We start from the raw sequence: 18,021 nt of genomic DNA on the forward strand, positions 1-18,021 counted from the left end.
TTAACCTTCCAGTTCGATCTTGGTCAGGCACTCACGCAAGACTGGGCCGTACTCGGTCTTGCCGGGGCAGACGAAGGTACAGAGCGCCAGATCTTCCTCATCCAGTTCCAGACAGCCGAGTGCTTGCGCATTGTCGGTGTCGCCGGAGACCAGATCCCGCAGCAGCAGGGTCGGCAGGATGTCGAGCGGCATCACGCGCTCATAGTTGCCGATAGGCACCATGGAGCGATCACTACCGTTGGTGGTGGTAGTGAAGTTGATGAGTTTGCCCTTCATCAGGTGAGAGAGGGTGGTACGGGTGATGGAGAACTTGCTGGCGCTGGGATTGACCCAACCCAGGAACTCTTTCTCGCGACCTTCACCCAGTACGCTGACCTGATTGTGGTAGCGACCCAGGTAGTCATGTACCCCTTCGGCCTTGGCACCGCTCAGCAGGGAACCGGAGATGATGCGATTCTCGTCCGCACGCAGCTCGTTGTTGGTCAGCTGGCTGATGCAGGCGCCCATGCGGGTGCGCAGCAGACGCGGTTTGACCACGTTCGGGCCGGCCAGCGCGATCACCTTGTCGGTAAAGATCTGACCGGTGGTGAACAGCTTGCCGTAGGCGATCACATCCTGATAGTTGATGTGCCACTGCACCTTCTTGGCACCGACCGGGTCCAGGAAGTGGATGTGGGTACCGGGCAGACCGGCAGGGTGCGGGCCGACGAACACCTCTTCCTTGACTTGCGCCAGGGAAGCGTGTGGCAGGCTCGCCTCGCCCTTGCAGACGTAGACGGTGCCATCGGTCAGACGAGTCAGCACGGCCAGACCGTCGAGGAAAGCCTGGGCCTGTTCCTTGATGATCAGCTCCGCACTGGCAGCCAGCGGGTTGGTGTCCATGGCGGTGACGAAGATGGCGCGAGGGGTGGAACCCACGGCCGGCACCTTGCTGAACGGGCGGGTACGCAACGCGGTCCATTGGCCGGACGCGACCAGGATCTCCTGCACCTTGCTGCGCTCGAGCTTGGCCAGCTCGGCAGACGCAAAGTGCTCGAAGGTCACCTGCTCGTCGGACCCATCGATATCGATGACAACGGATTGCAGAATGCGCTTGGCACCCCGGTTGATCTCTGAAACCACACCGGTGGCGGGGGCCGTGAATTTAACGCCGGGATTCTTCTTATCTTCGAAGAGCTCCTGACCTTTAATGACGCGATCACCTACTTTGACAAACATAGTAGGACGCATCCCCACGAACTCTTCGCCGAGTGTAGCAACACGGGTGATGGCCGGGCCATCGTAGATTACTTGCTCCGGAGCACCCAGCACGGGGATGTCCAGTCCTCTTTTAATTGTAATCATACTCACTTGCACTACCGTTAAGGGAAGACAGGTTGGTTAGCGCCGAGAAATACATCACGACGAGTTGTTGAATGAGCCCGTTGATGTTGCGGGATGATGTCGAAGAAATAAACAAATCAGCAACATACAGGGTCATTCAAAAGCGCCTGAGTTTACCACTTATGGCGAGTTGCCTGCCATGCAAAATCGGGAAAATCCCCGCTCTATCACAAAATCATCGAAATTTAATCACGCAGCTTTTTTTCACGAAACCTCAGGCGCGGCTTCGAGTTAGCCATTATTACCCAAAAATAGGTAATGGTTTTTATGTTCAAAAAAGGATTAGAAATCTTGATGTCAGGGCGGGAGGTTGGCGTCCCGTTCCACAGCCCGGAACGCCACCGGAAAACGTTTATGAATTGTTAACTAGTCGCAGATTGAGTAATCAATTCGTCAATAGCCTTAGGAGAGGCCGTTTTTGCTGACGCAGCTGGGGGTGGTCGGTGCCTGCTCCCGCTGTTGCCACTCCTGCTCGGTATAGGTATGCAGCGCCAATGCATGAATGGCTCCCGCCAACTCTTCGGCCAGCACTCCGTTGACCTGACGATGACGCCCCAGCAGCCGCTGCCCCTCGAACGCCTGGCTCACCACCACCACCTTGAAGTGGCTCTCGGAGCCCGGTGCCACCCGGTGCATGTAGCTTTCGTTGATCACTTCCAGATGGCTGGGGGACAAGGCGGCGGCCAGCTTGGCCTCGATCTGTTGTTGCATGGTCACGAGCAAAACTCCCAAAGTGGATGTCCGGCCATTGTAGCCAGGGTTGGCCGGATGACGAAATCGTCCAGAACGGGAAAATGACACGTTTTTCCCCCGCTGCCGTGGCGGCCGGGACTGGTGAAATTCTCCGCCCCCGCTAGAATAGCGCCACTTTGCGCCCCGTCGGCGCCCGTTACATGAATCAGCTGGACACTTCGCCTATGCAAACCCTTCTCGACACGGCCCATTGTCGCCTGACCCTGTATCGCTATCCACGCCAGCACCAGGATCCGTTGCAGGCCTGGGACGCCGCAGACGAGTATCTGATCAACACCCTGGCCGAGGAGCCCCTCGAGCGCGACGGCCCGGTCATCATCATGAACGACGGCTTCGGCGCCCTGGCCGCCTATCTGCACGGCCATGCTCCCGTCAGCGTGACCGACTCCCATATCAGCGAGCAGGCCACCCTGGCCAACCTCGCGGAGAACGGCCTGGATCCCCACGCCATCCGCCTGCAGGATGCACTGGCCTCCCTGCCCGATGCCCCCGCGCTGGTGGTGATCAAGGTCTCCAAATATCAGGCGCTGCTGGAGCAACAACTGCTGGCCCTGCGCCAGGTGGCCACCCCCGCCACCCGCGTCATCGCTGCCGGCAAGGCCAAAGACATCCACAGCTCCACTCTGGCTCTGTTTGAAAAATACCTGGGGCCGACCCGCACTTCGCTGGCCTGGAAGAAGGCCCGCCTCATTCACTGCACCCCGGCCGCTACGCCCGCCGAACGGCCCGCGCTGGCCAATCCCTTTCCCACGGTCTGGCCGCTGGAGGGCACCGACATGCTCATCCACAACCACGCCAACGTGTTTTCACGCACCAGCCTGGATATCGGCGCCCGCTTCATGCTGGACAACCTGCCGATCCACAGCGCCCGCAAGGTGATCGATCTGGGTTGCGGCAACGGCGTGCTGGGGCTCTCCCTGCTGGCACGGGACACCGAGGTGGAGGTGACCTTCATCGACGAGTCCCACATGGCGGTCGCCTCGGCCCGGCTCAACGTCGAACACAATCTGCCGGCTGCCCTGCCCCGCGCCCACTTCCTGGTCAACAACTGTCTCGACGGCGTGGCGGTCGGCTCGGTGGACCGGATCCTCTGCAACCCGCCGTTCCACCAGTTGCAGGCGATCACCGACCATATCGCCTGGCAGATGTTCAGCGATGCCCATCGGGTGTTGCCCAAGGGCGGTGAACTCTGGATAGTAGGCAACCGTCACCTGGATTATCACAACAAGCTCAAGCGCCTGTTTGCCAACGCACAAGTCGTTGCGTCGAACAGCAAATTCGTTATTTTGAAAGCCATCAAACGCTAAACAGAAAGCTAAAGGAAACCCATGATGAAAAAGTCACTCTTGCTGCTGGCCGCCCTGATGCTGGGTGGTTGTGCGACTCACTGGCCGGAGACCGCCCTGCTCAACCCGCAGGTGATCCCCTCCAATCAGCAGTACTACTCCGGCAACCGCATCACCCTGGAAGGGGTGGACAAGCGTGAAGCCGCCTACGTCTTCTCCATCAAGAAGAAAGAGAAGGCTGCCGTGCTGGTCAACAGCGAACAGCCGCTCAACAACCTGCTGGCCGAAAAGCTGGCGGAAGGGCTGCGCAGCCAGGGGCTGGAAGTGGGCAACAGCGGTACCACCAACCTGACCCTGGCCATCTCCAGTGCCGCAGTCACGGTGGAAGAGAAGACCTTCACCTATGTCACCAAGTCCCGCGTCAGCCTGCAGGTGATCGCCGATTTCCAGGGCAGCAAGCTGACCAAGCAGTTCAACATGTCCTCCAGCAAGGAAGGCCCGGGTGAGCCGAGCATGGCCGAGCTGGAGTCCATCCTGAACCAGCAGCTGGGCAGCCTGCTGCAGCAGATCATGGCGGACAACGCCCTGCGCGGGTATCTTAAGGGTCAGCCGAGCTGAGCGAGGAGCGGATAGATGAAAAAACTCTGGTTACTGGCCATGCTGATCCCCCCGCTGGCATTCGCCGGCCCCAAGGTCAGGATGGAGACCAACCACGGCAATATCGTGGTGGAGCTGGCGTCCAAACAGGCGCCGCAGACGGTGAAGAACTTCCTGCGCTACGTGGCGGATGGCAGCTATGACGGCAGCATCTTCCACCGGGTGATCCAGGACTTCGTGGTGCAGGGGGGCGGCTACAACCAGCAGTTCCAGCAACTGCCGACCTTCGATCCCGTGGTCAACGAGTCCAAGGGCGGCCTGCCCAACAAGCGCGGCAGCATCGCCATGGCCCGCACCCAGGCGGTCGACAGTGCCACTCGCCAGTTCTACTTCAACTTGGTCGACAACAACAACCTCAACGCCAATGCCGGCGCCGGTTATACCGTGTTTGGCCAGGTGGTGCAGGGCATGGAGGTGCTGGACAAGCTGGCCCAGGTGCAGACCGGTTACAGCCCGATCCTGCGTGCCAACGACGTTCCCACCAGCCCCATCATCCTGAAGAAAGTGGTGCTGCTGGCAGACAAATAACGCGGAGCGGATCACATTCCGCTACCCCGCGCGCTGGGTCGCCGGCGCCCCTTTCTATACTCTGGCCTTGCCCCGCTGTTCGGGACTAGGCCCACATACAGGAGAAGGAGGTTCCGGTGACCTGCAATGATTACATCGCCCAGCACGCCATCCCGCTGGCCCAGACGGTTCGTCACTTTCTGGCACGAGAGATCCCCTATCAACAGCTGGAAGACCTGAGCTGGCAGCTGTTGTCCCACTGGCAGGATCTGCCCCAGGTTCCCGCCGACAAGACCCCGGCCTCCGAGCAGGAGGGCGTATTCTGGCACCTGCTGCACAGCCTGCATCAATGGGATGAACAGCAGATCATCGCCGACGTCTGGCTGCGCCTGCAGCTGATGGAGTGCGCCAATTACCTGACCACGGACGGGCCGCTGCCGCGCCACTGCATCGGTCTGCGCCCCTGAATTGCACAACGCCCCCCCCGGCTTGCCTTGGCTATCCCTCTCGAACCTGACAAAATGGCGCAATTTTCCCAGAGGAGTCAGGTATTTGAACACTGTCCGTACACCGAGCTGGCGAGACTCGCTCGCCGTCTACCTTGAGACTCGGGTTCTCATCCTGTTTGCCATGGGATTCTCTTCCGGCCTGCCACTGCTGCTGGTGTTCGGCACCCTGTCGTTCTGGCTGCGCGAAGCGGATGTCAGCCTGACCGACATCGGCTACATGAGCTGGGTGGCGCTGGCCTACGGCTTCAAGTGGCTGTGGTCACCGCTGGTGGATCGGCTGCCGCTCCCGCTGCTCTCTCGCTGGCTGGGCCGGCGCCGCAGCTGGATGCTGTTCTCCCAGCTGCTGATCGCCGCCTCGCTGGTGGGCATGGCCTTCTGCGATCCCAAGACCCAGCTCGCCCAGCTGGCCCTGTTCGCCCTGCTGGTGGCGTTTGCCTCCGCCACCCAGGACATCGTCATCGACGCCTACCGCATCGAGTCGGCCCCCGAGCGGCTGCAGGCGGCCATGGCGGCTTCCTACATGACCGGTTACCGGCTGGCGATGATCATGGCCGGCGCCGGCGCACTGGCGCTGGCGGCCTGGCTCGGCAGCAACAGCGGTTATGACTACAACGGCTGGCGACTCACCTATCTGCTGATGGCAGGATTGATGTCCCTCGGCGTCATCACCACCCTCTGTTGTCATGAACCGGTGATCGACCTTGCCAGCCAGAATGAGCAGCAGGCGGCCCATAAGGCCTTGTTGCTTGCCCGTGGCTGGCCCGCTTCGCTGGCCGGGCTCGGCGCCTGGAGCCACGAAGCCATCTGGTGTCCGTTTGCCGACTTCTTCCGCCGTTACGGCGGCTCGGCCCTGCTGATCCTCGGGCTCATCGCCTGTTATCGCATTTCGGACGTGGTGATGGGGGTGATGTCCAACAGCTTCTACGTGGACATGCAGTTCAGCAAGACCGAGGTGGCCACCATCACCAAGGTGTACGGGGTCATCATGACCCTGGTGGGGGCCGCATTGGGCGGTGTGCTGGTGATGCGCTTTGGCACCTTGCGCATTCTGTTCCTCGGCGCCCTGCTCACCGCCAGCACCAATCTGCTGTTCGCCCTGCTCAACGAGGTGGGCCACAACCTGGAGCTGCTGACCCTGATCATCTCGCTGGACAACCTCAGTGCCGGCATTGCCACGGCCGCCTTCGTGACCTATCTGTCGAGCCTGACCAACGTGGCCTTCTCCGCCACCCAGTACGCCCTGTTCAGCTCGGTCATGCTGCTGCTGCCCAAGCTGCTGGCGGGTTTTTCCGGCCGTTTCGTCGAACAGTTCGGCTACAGCAGCTTCTTCATCAGCACCAGCCTGCTCGGTATTCCGGTGCTGCTCCTGATCGTGCTGGTTGCCAAACGAGGAAGACACTTGCTATCGCAATCGGATAAATAGCAAGCGTTTGCGTAAAATTGGGGGTGATTAGATTCACACTTCCGAATAAAGTTCCCCAGTGCTGGTTTCTCCGATGAATTTATTTGGCTAGAATCCCTTCCGCTCCTTGTGGGCAGGCTACGGAAAACCTCAACTAACGCACAAGAGACCAATAAAATGGCCAAATTTACCAAGACTCTGATCGCTGCCGGTCTGCTGGCTGCCGCCGCTACCCCGGCCTTCGCTGCTGACTACAGCGGTGACATCCACAAGAATGACTACAAGTGGATGCAGTTCAACGTCATGCACACCATCGACCAACGTCCTTTCACCACCGGTGCTGAAGATTACAACGACACCTACTTCGAAATGGAATTCGGCGGTCGCTCCGGCCTGTTTGACCTGTACGGTTACGTCGACGTCTTCGATATCTTCGACTCCCGTCACAGCGACAAGCACAAGGGTCAGAACCTGTTCATGAAGTTTGCGCCGCGTATGTCTCTGGATGCGCTGACTGGTAAAGATCTCTCCTTTGGTCCGGTGCAAGAGGTCTACATCGCCTCCCTGAACAACATCGGCGACAACCAGATGGAGAACATGATCGGTCTGGGTGCTGATGTACAAGTGCCTTGGTTCGGCAAAGTGGGCATGAACCTGTATGCTCGTCACGCTACCGAAAACCAGTTCTTCACCGAAGAAGAGGGTGAGTGGAACGGTTACTGGTTCGCCATGAACTGGTTCAAGCCTTTCTACACCTTCAGCAACGGCAGCTTCGTCTCCTACCAGGGCTACCTGGATTACGCCTTCGATCTGGACACCCACAACCGTGCTGACCGTACCAGCGACAACCTGGCTACCTTCCACGGTATCTACTGGCACTCAGATCGCTACGCCGTCGGTTACGGCCTGAAGTACTTCATGGATGCCTACGGCACCAAAGATGGCTCCACTGCCTACGACGGTACCCCGTGGAAGAGCTCTGGCTTCAGCCACTACTTCTCCGTTACCTACAAGTTCTAATCGAACGGGTATCAGGGATACAAAAAACCGGAGCAGCTGCTCCGGTTTTTTTATGGCTTGCTGCCGGCAACAGGGGAGAGTCGCGCCCTCCCCTGGCCATCATCAGTCGCGGAAATTCTGGAACTGCATCGGCTGACCCAGCTCGGCGCCGCGCACCAGGGCCATGGTCTCCTGCAGGTCGTCACGCTTCTTGCCGGTGACGCGCACTTCGTCACCCTGAATGGCGGCCTGTACCTTGATCTTGGAATCTTTGATCAGCTTCACCAGCTTCTTGGCAATCTCTTTGTCGATCCCCTGCTTGAACTTCACAGTCAGGTGGAAGCGCTTGCCGGAGTGAACGCTGTCACCCACGTCCATGGAGCTGTTCTCGATGTTGCGCTTGAGCAGGGCAGCGCGCAGGATCTCGACCATCTGCTTGAGCTGGAAATCGGCATCGGCCTCCAGCTTGACCTCTTCCTTGTTCAATTCGAAGCTGGCTTCGACACCACGAAAATCGAAACGGGTCGCCAGTTCACGATTGGCGTTGTCGACGGCGTTCAACACCTCGTTCATTTTGACTTCAGAGACAATATCGAATGACGGCATAGTGGGCTCCTCATGTTGCGCTATAAGGGGGCAAATCTACCAGAATTACGGCAAATTTGCTGATTTCGATGGGGCTGCTCTGCTAGAATCCCCTGCGCACAGGAATGGCGAGACCCGTTAGAACCTGTTCAGGATCTGCCGCGAGAGGTCACCCGCAAGGTAAGACGCTGCGCAGGAGCCGGCATCTATATGAATATGTGAGCTACCGGTTCCCTATAAGCAAGTCTCATACAAGCCTTGATCACGACCTCGCAGCAAGATCATGAACTCGTTTCTGGTGTCCGCCAGGCGACATCTTCACTTATCCCCGGCAGGCGGTTGACTGGAATGCAGCCCCTACCTTGATTGAGTCTCTCCATGCCAAGCGGATCACGCGATTACAACCTGACACAAAGTCGACACACCTCCTCCCCCCAATGGACACTGCTGGGCTGCGGCGCCCTGGGCGGCGTCTTCGCCTCCCTGTTGACTCAAAGCGGCCAGGCCACTCGCGTCTTGCTGCGCGAGCGCCACCGCTCCACCCTGCACCCCGGCATCGACTTCACCTCGCTGGAGGGCCACACCCAGCTCATCAACATCGAGCGCGGTTTCATCAGCCAGCCCGGCCAAGTCAAACGGCTGCTGGTGATGACCAAGGCCGGCCAGGTCATCGAGGCGCTGACACCGCTGGTGGGCCAGCTGGCGACCAATGTGCCCATCGTGCTGCTGCATAACGGTATGGGGATCGCCGAGCAGGTAGTCACCCTGTTCCCGCACAATCCGATCATCGCCGGCGTCACCAGCCATGGCGCCATGCAGAGCGGCCACTTCGTGTTCCGCCACACCGGCAAGGGCGAAACCTGGCTCGGCCCGGTCAATGAGGCGGCCAGAGCCCACGCCGCCCTGGCTGACGATCTGGCGGCCGCCCTCGGCCAGGCCGGCTGGGATGAACAGATCCAGGCGCGCCAGTGGCAGAAGCTGGCAGTCAACTGCGCCATCAACCCGCTCACCGCGCTCTACAAGCTCAAGAATGGCGAGCTGGCCGGTCCGCGCTTTGCCGATGCCCTGCAGCAAATCTGCGTGGAAGTGGCGGACGTGATGCAGGCCGAAGGCCAGCCCACCGGCAGCGAAGAACTGCTGCGCCGGGTCATGACGGTGGTGGAGCTCACCGCCGACAATTACTCTTCCATGTATCAGGACATGGAGCAGGGGCGCGAGACCGAGATCGAGGCCATCACCGGCTTCCTGCTGGCCCGGGCTGCCTGCCACGGCATCGCGGTGCCGGTCAATCAGGGTCTCTATCAGGCCATCAAAGAGAAGCAGTGAGCCCGGCGGGCTCGCCAACGCAAGGAGCAAAGGATGAGCGTACTGGTACTGGTGGCCCCCGGTTCGGAAGAGATCGAGACGGTCGCCATCGTCGATACCCTGGTGCGCGGGGCCATCGAGGTGGTGCTCGCCTCCTGTTGCCCCGCCGGGCAGCGCCAGATCCGCGCCTCCCGCGGGGTGCAGCTGGTGGCGGATTGCCACCTCGACGAGCTGGCTGACCAGGTGTTCGAAGCCATCGTCGTGCCGGGCGGCCTGCCCGGCAGCGAGGTTATCCGCGATACGCCGCGCGCCATCGCCCTGCTCAAGCAGCAGGCGGCAGCGCAGCGCTGGCGGGCAGCCATCTGCGCCGCCCCCGCCGTGGTGCTGCAGCACCACGATCTGCTGGGGGATGCCAGCGCCACCTGCCATCCCGGTTTTCAGGCTACCCTGCCCACGGCGCAGCTCAGTACCGCGCGGGTGGTAACCGATCAGGCCCATCGCCTGATCACCAGCCAGGGACCGGGCACCGCCATCGAGTTCGCCCTCGAGCTGGTGCGGGTGCTGCGCGGTGACGATGCTGCTCGTGCGGTGGCCGACCCCATGGTGTTGCCCCCCTCGCTCATGCCCTGAGTGACTCTTCCTTTCGCAATGACAGAGTGCCCCTTGCCGATTGGCAAGGGGCACTCTGCGTTGGGCGGGCCGCTTCGCAGCCTCCCTCAGATCCGGCTCAACTGAGCATTTCCGGTCTGAGCTGCTCCATCAGCAGGTGGTTGTCGCTGTAATCCACCGGGATGGCCACCACCGCCGGCCCGCTCACCGCCATGGCGGCGCGCAGGGTGGGTCGCAGATCCTCGGCACAGGTAACGGCAAACCCGGCTGCCCCAAACGACTCGGCATAGGCCTTGAAGTTGATGGGGCCGAAACTCACCCCGGAGCTGCGGCAGTACTTTTTCTCCTCCTGCATCGCCACCATGTTGTAGCCGTTATCGACCCAGATGATGTGCACTATGTTGGACTTGAGCCGCACCGCGGTCTCCAGCTCCATGCTCGACTGCATGAAGCTGCCGTCACCGGACACCGAGATGATCTTCTCCCCCGGGCGCACCATGGCGGCCCCGATGGCCCAGGGTAGCGCCACCCCCATGGTCTGCTGGCCGTTGGAGATGAGCACCTGGCGGGCCCGGAAGCTGTAGAGGTAACGGGCAATCCAGATGTGGAAGCTGCCCATGTCCACGCACAGGGTCATGTCCTGCCCGATGATGTCCTGCAGCTCCTTGACGATGCGCAGCGGATGGATGGGGGTGCCCCCCAGCCGGCCGGCATGTTCGGCGAGCTGATGGCGCTGGGCACGGATCTCGCCGAGCAGCGCGGTAATGGCCGGATCCCGCGCCAGCGGCTGGTGCAGCATCCGGGTCAGCCGTGCCAGGTTGGCGCTGATGGAGCCCACCAGCTCCACCGCCGGGCAGTAGCTGCTGTCGATCTCCGCCGGCAGCGCATCGATGTGCAGCAGCTGGCGCTCACCGGTACCGTTCCACAGCACGGGGTCGTATTCGATGGGGCTGTAGCCGATGCAGACCACCAGATCCGCATCCTGCAACAGCTTGTCCCCCGGCTGGTTGTTGAACAACCCCACCCGCCCGGCAAAGTCGTCGAAATGGTGGGTATCCACCACCCCGGCCGCCTGATAGGTGCCCGTCACCGGCAATCGGCTCTTGTCGAGGAAGGCGCGCACCGCCAGGGAGTTCTCCGGCCGGCTGGCCAGCAGACCGAGCAGCACCACCGGCTTGCGGGCCTGCGCCAGCAGGCTCAGCGCCCGATCGATGCCGCGCTCGTCGGCCGCCCCCGGCTCGGGAATGGCGCTCGGCACCAGGATGGCGCCATCGGCCGGCTCGTTGATGATGTCCATCGGCAGGCTGACGAAGGCCGCCCCGGGCCGCCCCAGCTCCGCGCTGCGAAAGGCGTTGGCCATCACCTCGGAGAGGGCGGAGCCGGTACCCACCTGGGCGCTGAACTTGGTGACCGGCCGGCACAGGCTGACGGTATCCAGGCTCTGGTGGGTCAGCTTGAGACCGTCGGCTCGCCGCACGGCACCGCCTAGCGCCACCATGGCATCCCCTTCCGAGGTGGCGGTGGCAAGGCCGGTGATGAGGTTGGCGCAGCCCGGCCCCGAGGTCACCAGCGCTACCCCGGCCTTGCCGGTGAGCCGGCCGACCGCGGCGGCCATGAAGGCGGCATTCGCCTCGTGACGCACCACTATGGTCTCGATGGGGGAGTCCTCCAGCGCATCGAATACCCTGTCGATCTTGGCCCCGGGAATGCCGAATACCTGCTTGACCCCTTGCGCCTCCAGATGGCGCACCACCAGTTCGGCCCCACAGGCCCAGTGTTGATTTTCCATGATGTCACTCCTTGTTAAGCGAAGGGCTCAGCCTTCGGCGGCGCGGATGGCGCGGTCCAGATCGGCGGGATTGAGGTCGGCCTGTTGAAAGGCAGGATTGCGAGGCAGCTCGATATTGAGATGTTGCACCACCGACAGCTGCAGCTGGCCGTGGCCCATGGCGTAGTCGAGGATGTGGCCGCCCCCCCGGCGATCCTCGGTGATGAAGTGCTCGTGATAGCCGGCCACGTTGATCCCCTGCACGAAAGGCGGGCAACGAAAGCCCACCAGGGTGCCGCGCCGCTGGCTGAACGAGAACAGCGGCTGAGCCTCGATGGCCTCCAGCATGGGCTTGTAGGGGGGACTCTGACAGGGGACGGTGCGCACCTGCGCCTGTTCGAACAGGCCGTCGAGCCGAAAGGCGACGAAGACGTTGTCGGTGCCCACCAATCGATCCACCCACTGGTGGATCTCCTCGCGGCTCAGGGGGTGATCGAAGCGGCGCTGCAGGCAGGGGCGAAAGTGGGTCATCACCGCAAACGGGGTCTTCTGCTCGGCGCGGGCCGGACGGGCCGAGCCGTCAGCCTTGAGCTGGTGGATCTGGCGCTCGAAGGCAATCAGCTCGCCGTCGAGCCGGTTGAAGGTCCCGAGGCCGAAGTCACCGTGGCGCAACAGGTCGGCCATGGTGGTCTCCCCCTCGTAAACCCCCGCCAGCAGGGCACTCATCAGGGAGCTCTGGTAGACCTCGCCGCCCCCCTGGCGAGCCTGCCAGCGGGCAAACTGCTGGCTTATCTCGATGGCGCAGTCACATGACGAATTGGTTTCCATTTGGATTTCACCTCCAATCCTGTTAGGTTGGCAAATTAGGATTCAATAGTGACCAAGATCACAGTTTGATACCAATATCCAAACCCATCAGCTTCGAGACGTACCAGATATGGAATTCCGTTACCTGCGCTACCTGGTGGCCGTGGCAGACAAACAGAGCTTTACCCGCGCAGCCGAGGCGCTGGGCATGGCCCAGCCGCCGCTCAGCCAGCAGATCCGCAAATTCGAACAGGAGGTGGGCACGCCGCTGTTTCACCGGCTGACCCGCAGTGTGGAGCTGACCGAGGCGGGGCTGAGCCTCTATCAGGATGCCAAGGGGATACTGGCGCAGACCGAGCAGGCCATGCAGAAGGCCAGGCGCATCGCTCGTGGCCAGCTGGGTTCTCTGCGCCTCGGCTTTGCCGGCTCCACCGTGCTGCACCCGAGCGTGCTGCAACTCATCCACGACTTTCGCCAGGCCTGGCCGGAGGTCAGCCTGCACCCCATCGAGAACAGCATGCCCAACCTGGTGCGCGATCTGGTGAGCGAGGAGCTGGATGCCGCCATTCTGCGCCTGCCCTGCAGCAGCAGTTCGGCGCTGGCCCACCACCTGATCGATGAGGAGGAGATGTTGATTGCCCTGCCCCCGCACCATCCGCTGGCCGGCAGTGGTGCCATCCCCATCGAGGCGCTGGCGCAGGATCCCTTCATCCTGTTCCCCCGCGAGCTCGGGCCTGGGCTGCACGACGCCATCACCCAACGCTGCCAGCGGGCCGGCTTCAGCCCGCGCCTCGGCAGCCAGAGCCCGCAGGTGATCTCCACCGTCGGAATGGTGCAGGCCGGCTTCGGGGTCGCCATCATCCCACGATCTGTGAGCGAGCTGCACCCCCACGGCGTCAGCTATCACCCCATCACCACCGAGCCGCTCACCACCCGCATCAGCCTCGCCACCCGCCGCCATCCCCGTCAGAAAAGCCTGCAGCATCTGATTGGGCTGATCCCCGGCCATCATTGAAAGACAAACAAAAACCCCCATCGGCATAAGCTGATGGGGGCATTAGGGCTGTATTGCACTGCGTAAAAATATTGGCCTGCTGAGTAATTCAACTCACCTTTATCGCCGGTTTAGATGAAACAGAATCGTTATTCAGCCACAGGATCCACATCGGTGACGGGCTGGGCAGCACGATAGGCATCCATGATGGGAGCCCAATCCATCCCATTAGGAACTGGGTATTGCTTGAATAGCTCACCATATTTCTTGTCGAAATCATCCATACCATATTGGCGCGCTATCGGTACTCTCTGGTCATACCAATCATCGATCACAACTTCGGCAATACCACGAGCAAGCAGAATATCTGGCTTAACATTTAGCCTATCTCCCTTAAGTAACACCTCAAAATAGCCGCCTGGCGCTAGGCCAAAATAGAGCCAGCTACGGCGGTCATAACGACCCTCAACAGAGTAGACTTGACGCATCTGCTGCTCCAGATTGGCAGGTAAGTCCACCTTTATGCGGTAGCGCTTGCGATCATGGAAGGAAACCATCTCAATCACCGCTTTATCGGGGATGGGAACACCATCGGTAGGCAGACCACTACCGCCCACCCAATAGTAACGTTGCGCCTTGATTCGATCGGCAAGTAGACCTCCAGCTCCGCCACCAGCCAAACGGTCGGCATAAACTTGCTTCCCTCCAAGATAGAACTCTGTCTTGGTGTTCTTAGTAAGATCTATATTGCTGCCTGTACCATAATCCCAAGCAAATTTAGGCAGAGATTGGGGTGCCGCACAGGCCACTAATGACAGGCAAAACCCCAACAATACGACAATATATTTCATCTTTGTGCTTCCTTGTTCCCTATCAGCTTACGTCTCTCCTTGCTGATGCTGGACTCATATTTATTAGTATTGGCCGGATTGGCGATGCCCTGATTACTGGCACTGTGGTGCAGATAGTCACAACGCAAGGCACGATAAATGTCGGGCGATAATTGATGGGTCAAGTTCTTGGCAACCTTCTGTTCGATAGCGGATAGCGCCCAAAGTTTATCCAATGCCTTCAAGTCAGCCTCTGGCCGTTTAATAGAGAGTGGTTCAAGCTGCAATGATCTATCATCTGGCATCCACGCTTTAAACGGTACCCCCACGGCACGGCCCGCCTCAACCATCATATGCAGCGGAATGCGGGAGTATTCCCCCTCAACTACCCTGCTCATCAGCACCTCCACATAGACCGATTTTTTGCCGGGGCCTGTGCCATTTCTCCCCTCGGGACGCCGGAAGGAGTAAGGCTTTAGGCTGATCGCCCCTAGCGGCGGCACAGCGCCACGAGGCAGGTTGAGGTTGATACGTGTGACCCAGCCCAACGTTCGTTTCTCCTCGGCATATGCCTTGGCTTTTTGATAGGCACTGCTCTCGGCATCTGGTGTTGTAACAGTTTCCACACTCATAAAACGCTCCAACTCAATGCACTCGATCAGGGCTGGATCGCTGTTGGGATTACTCAAGCTCCAGCGGCTATAGTAACCGCCACCTATATCAGAGTGAGCCCCCGGTAGCGCCAGCTCAGTAAAGTGAGCAGGAGTACTCGTGCCTGCAGCATCTTCTGTAATGCGTGATAACGGGAAGTATTTGCGAACTTCATCCAACGCGGTGAGATGTACCACCCGCTCTGCACAATCCGCTTTGAGTTGAATATTGACACTGCGGTTGTAAGAGGAAACAACGGTATCGAACAGCCCCACAAAGATAAAGCGCACATCGTCGCGGCTAGCCCAATCAAAACCTGCCTTTAGGGGAATATTCGGGCTATTCGCCATAGCTTGTACCAAGAGATGATCAGCTTTTTGGTCTATCACATTTACAAAGTGGCGGGCAGCAGCAGCCCCTCTGCTAAACCCAAACACATCAAACTCGATACGATGGATACAATCCACATCAACTAAAATCTCGCCCAAATCCCGATTGATAGAGCGAACTATGCTCTGCTGACATGCTACTTCTACCTTTCCGATAATAGATGTGTTCTCCCCACCAAAATCGAGATCAAATCCCTGGGTCAGGGTGTCATCCGAACGATATTCAGGGCCATTTTCTCCTGCGATTGGGTCGCGAGTCCCAATACCACTGATATAGCAGTGAGCCACCAACGGGCCTGCTGCGATGTCATATTGCTCAAACAACTTGCCCACATTGGTCACATCATTGGCGGAGCTACCTTCAACCGGGCTTTGCCCCATCTGGCAACCCTGTAGCTCTTTCTCCCGCTGCGCCGGATCTGAGCAGGTTTCCAGAAGCCACTGCTCTACTTTTTGCAACCCCGCCTGGGCGTTGTGGGTGTTGTTGCCGGTACCATCAAAGAACACCCCGATACGCAGGATATTCAGCCAATACCCCTTCACCTCAATCACATAGGAGTGTTTGGTGAAAAAACGGGGAGGCTGGGCTTGTCCTGACTGATGCCCTTTCGGCAGTGGCTGCTCTGGCTCAGTGAGGCAGAGGTCGCCAGTGGTCACCTTGATATGCTCTCGTTTGACGTCGCAGTGCCCGAATAACTTGTCTGTATAGGCGGGTACCTGTGTGGTCTCACCCTCCTTGAGGACCTCACGGGACTGCGCCGCCTTGAGCCAGGCTGGCGTCTCGATTTTTACTGTCACCGGACCAACTGCAAACCCTCGCACCAGGGTGGGTCCATCCTTCAGGGTGACTGTCTCTGACTTGCCGGTTTCGTCAGTCAAAGTGGCCTTGAGCCCCTTGAACGAACGGTTGTGCTCATCGCGAATGTCTACCTCTACCCAGTTATCATAACGTTCGCAAGGGATACAGTGGGGATCTGCCGCCATCAGGATACTCCTGTCAATTCGTGATGTTTGTTCAGCCAGTTGGCTACCTGAACCAGCTCATCGTCGGTCAGCATCAATGGCCCCCGTATTTCTTCAAGAGCCAGATTGGCCTGCAAGGCCAAGGCACCAGCCACCACACCATCGCGCACATCCTCTTGCAGCCCATCCTGATTGGCCTGTTTGAGTGTGGGTAAAATGGCCCCGGCCGGGTCAGGATGGCGCTCCATCATAGCCGTCATGGTCTGCCATAACCGCCGCCGCAAGATGTAGGCATGACGGTTCTCGTCGTAGAGTCCAACCAGATGATGAGACCGGATATGAAACCAGGGAGTTTGCAATGCAGGTTGGAACCGGGCATGAGGCGTACGAGAGAAGGCCTTGCCATGGATCCAGAGCCCGGAGCAGGGCCCCAGCACACTATCGCGTTCATCAGGAGTCATGGCGCTGAGCATAGGCAGGAAAATGCGTGGGTCAGAGAAACGAAACCAGACTGCTTCTCCCTCGCGTATCGCTTCTATCAGGCTCTGCCAATGGCGGCGGATCAGCTCCACTGATTGGTCGCTGATCAGATAGAAGCCGCTCAGGGCGGGGTTGGCCATCATGAACTCATTGGAAGGGGCAGGCAGCAACCAAGGCCCCAACGCAGAGTGCTCATCGAAAGCGGTACCGGCAAAAAGTGGATTGGCATTCTCTCCATCATAGGTATAGAAATCCGCCACGGCTGACTCTGCCTGGGCTCCATCGATAACGGCATATATTTCACCCGCTTGCTCACCAGCGAGCCAATCAGATAACGTCATAATACGGAAACCTCAATCAGTCGCTTGATCCTGCTGCGGTTATCCGATGCATTGTCAGAGGTTGGAATCGTATTGAGCAAGGAGTCAAAATCTCCGCTCATGGAAGAAACCACTCGATCGACCCTGAGTCTGGTCTGGGTCGGAAACAACATTTCTGCTTCCCCCTTGAAGTGCGCTGCATCTCCCAGCAGGCGACCACCATGACCGGCAGGCAGGCGGATCTTCAACAAGGTATCGTTGACCCAGGCCTTGTCCGGTGAGGTACTCATGAATCCTGACTCAACAACGATATTGCCCACCCCTGTGAACTGATCTTTGAGGGCTGCAAGCTCCGGCTTGTCCAGCGCCAGTCCCCGGTAGACGAAAGACAAATCGGGTGAAGCCGGCAATTTCGCCAGACCAGCCTCCACATCGGCAACATAGGCCTTCATTGCCAGGTCAAACTCACTCGCGGATGTCGGCTCATCATTCAAATAGCTGCGACTAAGCAGGGTATCGATGGCCTCTTGCTGCTTGTAGGGGCGATCACGCAAATAGTTATTGAGCAATGTGTACCCTTGCGCCGAATAGTATCTGAGTGCTTCATTCGCTTTGGATATCTCTACCGTCGCCCACTTCTTTGCCGGATTTTTGCCTTCCCCTGTGGCCGCAACAGGTGGCGGCGGCGGTGGCATCATTGGGCCTCCGGCAAGCTGGGGGGGGGCGGGCGGTGGAGCTGGTGGGCCCCCGGCAGGCGGAGGTGGTACAGGTGGTGGAGCTGCTGGACAAGGCTTGGCCAGCGGTGCCATGGACTCCATGCTCTT

18 protein-coding genes are annotated in these 18,021 nt (G+C 59.6%); 9 read left to right on the plus strand and 9 right to left on the minus strand.

Translation table 11 applies throughout. From position 1 onward, the window contains the following. Both OKB87_RS11265 and OKB87_RS11270 read right to left on the minus strand, forming a co-directional pair. Positions 1–1,344: a Na(+)-translocating NADH-quinone reductase subunit A gene (locus OKB87_RS11265; RefSeq protein WP_011705061.1), complete on the minus strand. Its 1,344-nt coding sequence runs from the start codon at positions 1,342–1,344 to the stop codon at positions 1–3. Positions 1,345–1,785: 441 nt separating this feature from the next. Continuing rightward, positions 1,786–2,094, minus strand: a complete 309-nt coding sequence (locus OKB87_RS11270; protein WP_011705060.1) for a BolA family protein — start codon at positions 2,092–2,094, stop codon at positions 1,786–1,788. 206 nt (positions 2,095–2,300) lie between these two features. On the opposite strand from OKB87_RS11270, the gene OKB87_RS11275 reads away from it, so the two are divergent. The 6 genes from OKB87_RS11275 (at position 2,301) to OKB87_RS11300 (ending at position 7,517) form a co-directional block, all read left to right on the plus strand. Then, complete coding sequence (locus tag OKB87_RS11275; RefSeq protein WP_270827455.1) at positions 2,301–3,443, plus strand: methyltransferase; 1,143 nt, start codon at positions 2,301–2,303, stop codon at positions 3,441–3,443. A gap of 24 nt (positions 3,444–3,467) precedes the next feature. Next, the gene (locus OKB87_RS11280) at positions 3,468–4,040 is read left to right on the plus strand and encodes a YajG family lipoprotein (RefSeq protein ID WP_011705058.1); all 573 of its coding nucleotides are present in this window, start codon (positions 3,468–3,470) and stop codon (positions 4,038–4,040) included. A 15-nt stretch (positions 4,041–4,055) separates the two neighbouring features. Next, positions 4,056–4,607: a peptidylprolyl isomerase gene (locus OKB87_RS11285; RefSeq protein ID WP_270827457.1), complete on the plus strand. Its 552-nt coding sequence runs from the start codon at positions 4,056–4,058 to the stop codon at positions 4,605–4,607. A gap of 116 nt (positions 4,608–4,723) precedes the next feature. Continuing rightward, entirely contained in the window at positions 4,724–5,053 is a 330-nt protein-coding gene (locus tag OKB87_RS11290; RefSeq protein ID WP_017408628.1) for a hypothetical protein, read from the plus strand. An 85-nt stretch (positions 5,054–5,138) separates the two neighbouring features. Then, the gene (locus OKB87_RS11295; protein WP_270827459.1) at positions 5,139–6,518 is read left to right on the plus strand and encodes an AmpG family muropeptide MFS transporter; all 1,380 of its coding nucleotides are present in this window, start codon (positions 5,139–5,141) and stop codon (positions 6,516–6,518) included. Positions 6,519–6,674: 156 nt separating this feature from the next. Continuing rightward, positions 6,675–7,517, plus strand: coding sequence for a nucleoside-specific channel-forming Tsx family protein (locus OKB87_RS11300; RefSeq protein WP_011705056.1), 843 nt, complete (start codon positions 6,675–6,677; stop codon positions 7,515–7,517). 102 nt (positions 7,518–7,619) lie between these two features. Here OKB87_RS11300 and OKB87_RS11305 read toward each other — a convergent pair whose 3' ends face one another. Continuing rightward, the gene (locus tag OKB87_RS11305) at positions 7,620–8,102 is read right to left on the minus strand and encodes a YajQ family cyclic di-GMP-binding protein (protein ID WP_016349839.1); all 483 of its coding nucleotides are present in this window, start codon (positions 8,100–8,102) and stop codon (positions 7,620–7,622) included. Positions 8,103–8,459: 357 nt separating this feature from the next. On the opposite strand from OKB87_RS11305, the gene OKB87_RS11310 reads away from it, so the two are divergent. Both OKB87_RS11310 and OKB87_RS11315 read left to right on the plus strand, forming a co-directional pair. After that, positions 8,460–9,407 carry a ketopantoate reductase family protein gene (locus tag OKB87_RS11310; RefSeq protein WP_270827460.1) on the plus strand — a complete coding sequence of 316 codons (948 nt, stop codon included), beginning with the start codon at positions 8,460–8,462 and terminating at the stop codon, positions 9,405–9,407. 33 nt (positions 9,408–9,440) lie between these two features. Continuing rightward, positions 9,441–10,016, plus strand: a complete 576-nt coding sequence (locus OKB87_RS11315) for a DJ-1 family glyoxalase III (RefSeq protein WP_270827461.1) — start codon at positions 9,441–9,443, stop codon at positions 10,014–10,016. 97 nt (positions 10,017–10,113) lie between these two features. Here OKB87_RS11315 and alsS read toward each other — a convergent pair whose 3' ends face one another. After that, the gene (gene alsS / locus OKB87_RS11320; RefSeq protein ID WP_073349178.1) at positions 10,114–11,784 is read right to left on the minus strand and encodes an acetolactate synthase AlsS; all 1,671 of its coding nucleotides are present in this window, start codon (positions 11,782–11,784) and stop codon (positions 10,114–10,116) included. A gap of 27 nt (positions 11,785–11,811) precedes the next feature. Beyond that, positions 11,812–12,591, minus strand: coding sequence for an acetolactate decarboxylase (gene budA / locus OKB87_RS11325; protein ID WP_017787776.1), 780 nt, complete (start codon positions 12,589–12,591; stop codon positions 11,812–11,814). 109 nt (positions 12,592–12,700) lie between these two features. Here budA and OKB87_RS11330 point away from each other — a divergent pair, with 109 nt between their 5' ends. Further along, the gene (locus OKB87_RS11330) at positions 12,701–13,585 is read left to right on the plus strand and encodes a LysR family transcriptional regulator (RefSeq protein ID WP_270827462.1); all 885 of its coding nucleotides are present in this window, start codon (positions 12,701–12,703) and stop codon (positions 13,583–13,585) included. Positions 13,586–13,713: 128 nt separating this feature from the next. Here OKB87_RS11330 and OKB87_RS11335 read toward each other — a convergent pair whose 3' ends face one another. From OKB87_RS11335 to OKB87_RS11350, 4 genes are read right to left on the minus strand one after another with little or no spacing between them, the layout of a single operon-like run. After that, entirely contained in the window at positions 13,714–14,415 is a 702-nt protein-coding gene (locus OKB87_RS11335) for a DUF2931 family protein (protein WP_270827463.1), read from the minus strand. Further along, positions 14,412–16,418 (minus strand): T6SS phospholipase effector Tle1-like catalytic domain-containing protein, encoded by a 2,007-nt coding sequence (locus OKB87_RS11340; protein ID WP_270827464.1) that lies wholly within the window; start codon positions 16,416–16,418, stop codon positions 14,412–14,414. Before OKB87_RS11340 ends, OKB87_RS11335 begins: the two co-directional genes overlap by 4 nt. Then, the gene (locus OKB87_RS11345) at positions 16,418–17,218 is read right to left on the minus strand and encodes a DUF4123 domain-containing protein (RefSeq protein WP_270827465.1); all 801 of its coding nucleotides are present in this window, start codon (positions 17,216–17,218) and stop codon (positions 16,418–16,420) included. The genes OKB87_RS11340 and OKB87_RS11345 overlap by 1 nt, the downstream gene beginning before the upstream one ends. Next, entirely contained in the window at positions 17,215–18,015 is an 801-nt protein-coding gene (locus tag OKB87_RS11350; RefSeq protein WP_333563325.1) for an ADP-ribosyltransferase, read from the minus strand. Before OKB87_RS11350 ends, OKB87_RS11345 begins: the two co-directional genes overlap by 4 nt. Between the last annotated feature and the right edge of the window lie 6 nt (positions 18,016–18,021).

Origin of the sequence: Aeromonas sp. Y318-1 (assembly GCF_027706125.1) — a bacterium.
Classification (GTDB): domain Bacteria; phylum Pseudomonadota; class Gammaproteobacteria; order Enterobacterales; family Aeromonadaceae; genus Aeromonas; species Aeromonas hydrophila.

Coding starts and splice junctions, on each gene's coding strand:
- OKB87_RS11305 (WP_016349839.1), bottom strand. CDS start 8,102: ATGCCGTCATTCGATATTGTCTCTGAAGTCAAAATGAACGAGGTGTTG.
- OKB87_RS11300 (WP_011705056.1), top strand. CDS start 6,675: ATGGCCAAATTTACCAAGACTCTGATCGCTGCCGGTCTGCTGGCTGCC.
- OKB87_RS11345 (WP_270827465.1), bottom strand. CDS start 17,218: ATGACGTTATCTGATTGGCTCGCTGGTGAGCAAGCGGGTGAAATATAT.
- OKB87_RS11350 (WP_333563325.1), bottom strand. CDS start 18,015: ATGGAGTCCATGGCACCGCTGGCCAAGCCTTGTCCAGCAGCTCCACCA.
- OKB87_RS11275 (WP_270827455.1), top strand. CDS start 2,301: ATGCAAACCCTTCTCGACACGGCCCATTGTCGCCTGACCCTGTATCGC.
- OKB87_RS11315 (WP_270827461.1), top strand. CDS start 9,441: ATGAGCGTACTGGTACTGGTGGCCCCCGGTTCGGAAGAGATCGAGACG.
- OKB87_RS11340 (WP_270827464.1), bottom strand. CDS start 16,418: ATGGCGGCAGATCCCCACTGTATCCCTTGCGAACGTTATGATAACTGG.
- budA (WP_017787776.1), bottom strand. CDS start 12,591: ATGGAAACCAATTCGTCATGTGACTGCGCCATCGAGATAAGCCAGCAG.
- alsS (WP_073349178.1), bottom strand. CDS start 11,784: ATGGAAAATCAACACTGGGCCTGTGGGGCCGAACTGGTGGTGCGCCAT.
- OKB87_RS11310 (WP_270827460.1), top strand. CDS start 8,460: ATGCCAAGCGGATCACGCGATTACAACCTGACACAAAGTCGACACACC.
- OKB87_RS11280 (WP_011705058.1), top strand. CDS start 3,468: ATGAAAAAGTCACTCTTGCTGCTGGCCGCCCTGATGCTGGGTGGTTGT.
- OKB87_RS11335 (WP_270827463.1), bottom strand. CDS start 14,415: ATGAAATATATTGTCGTATTGTTGGGGTTTTGCCTGTCATTAGTGGCC.
- OKB87_RS11330 (WP_270827462.1), top strand. CDS start 12,701: ATGGAATTCCGTTACCTGCGCTACCTGGTGGCCGTGGCAGACAAACAG.
- OKB87_RS11265 (WP_011705061.1), bottom strand. CDS start 1,344: ATGATTACAATTAAAAGAGGACTGGACATCCCCGTGCTGGGTGCTCCG.
- OKB87_RS11270 (WP_011705060.1), bottom strand. CDS start 2,094: ATGCAACAACAGATCGAGGCCAAGCTGGCCGCCGCCTTGTCCCCCAGC.
- OKB87_RS11285 (WP_270827457.1), top strand. CDS start 4,056: ATGAAAAAACTCTGGTTACTGGCCATGCTGATCCCCCCGCTGGCATTC.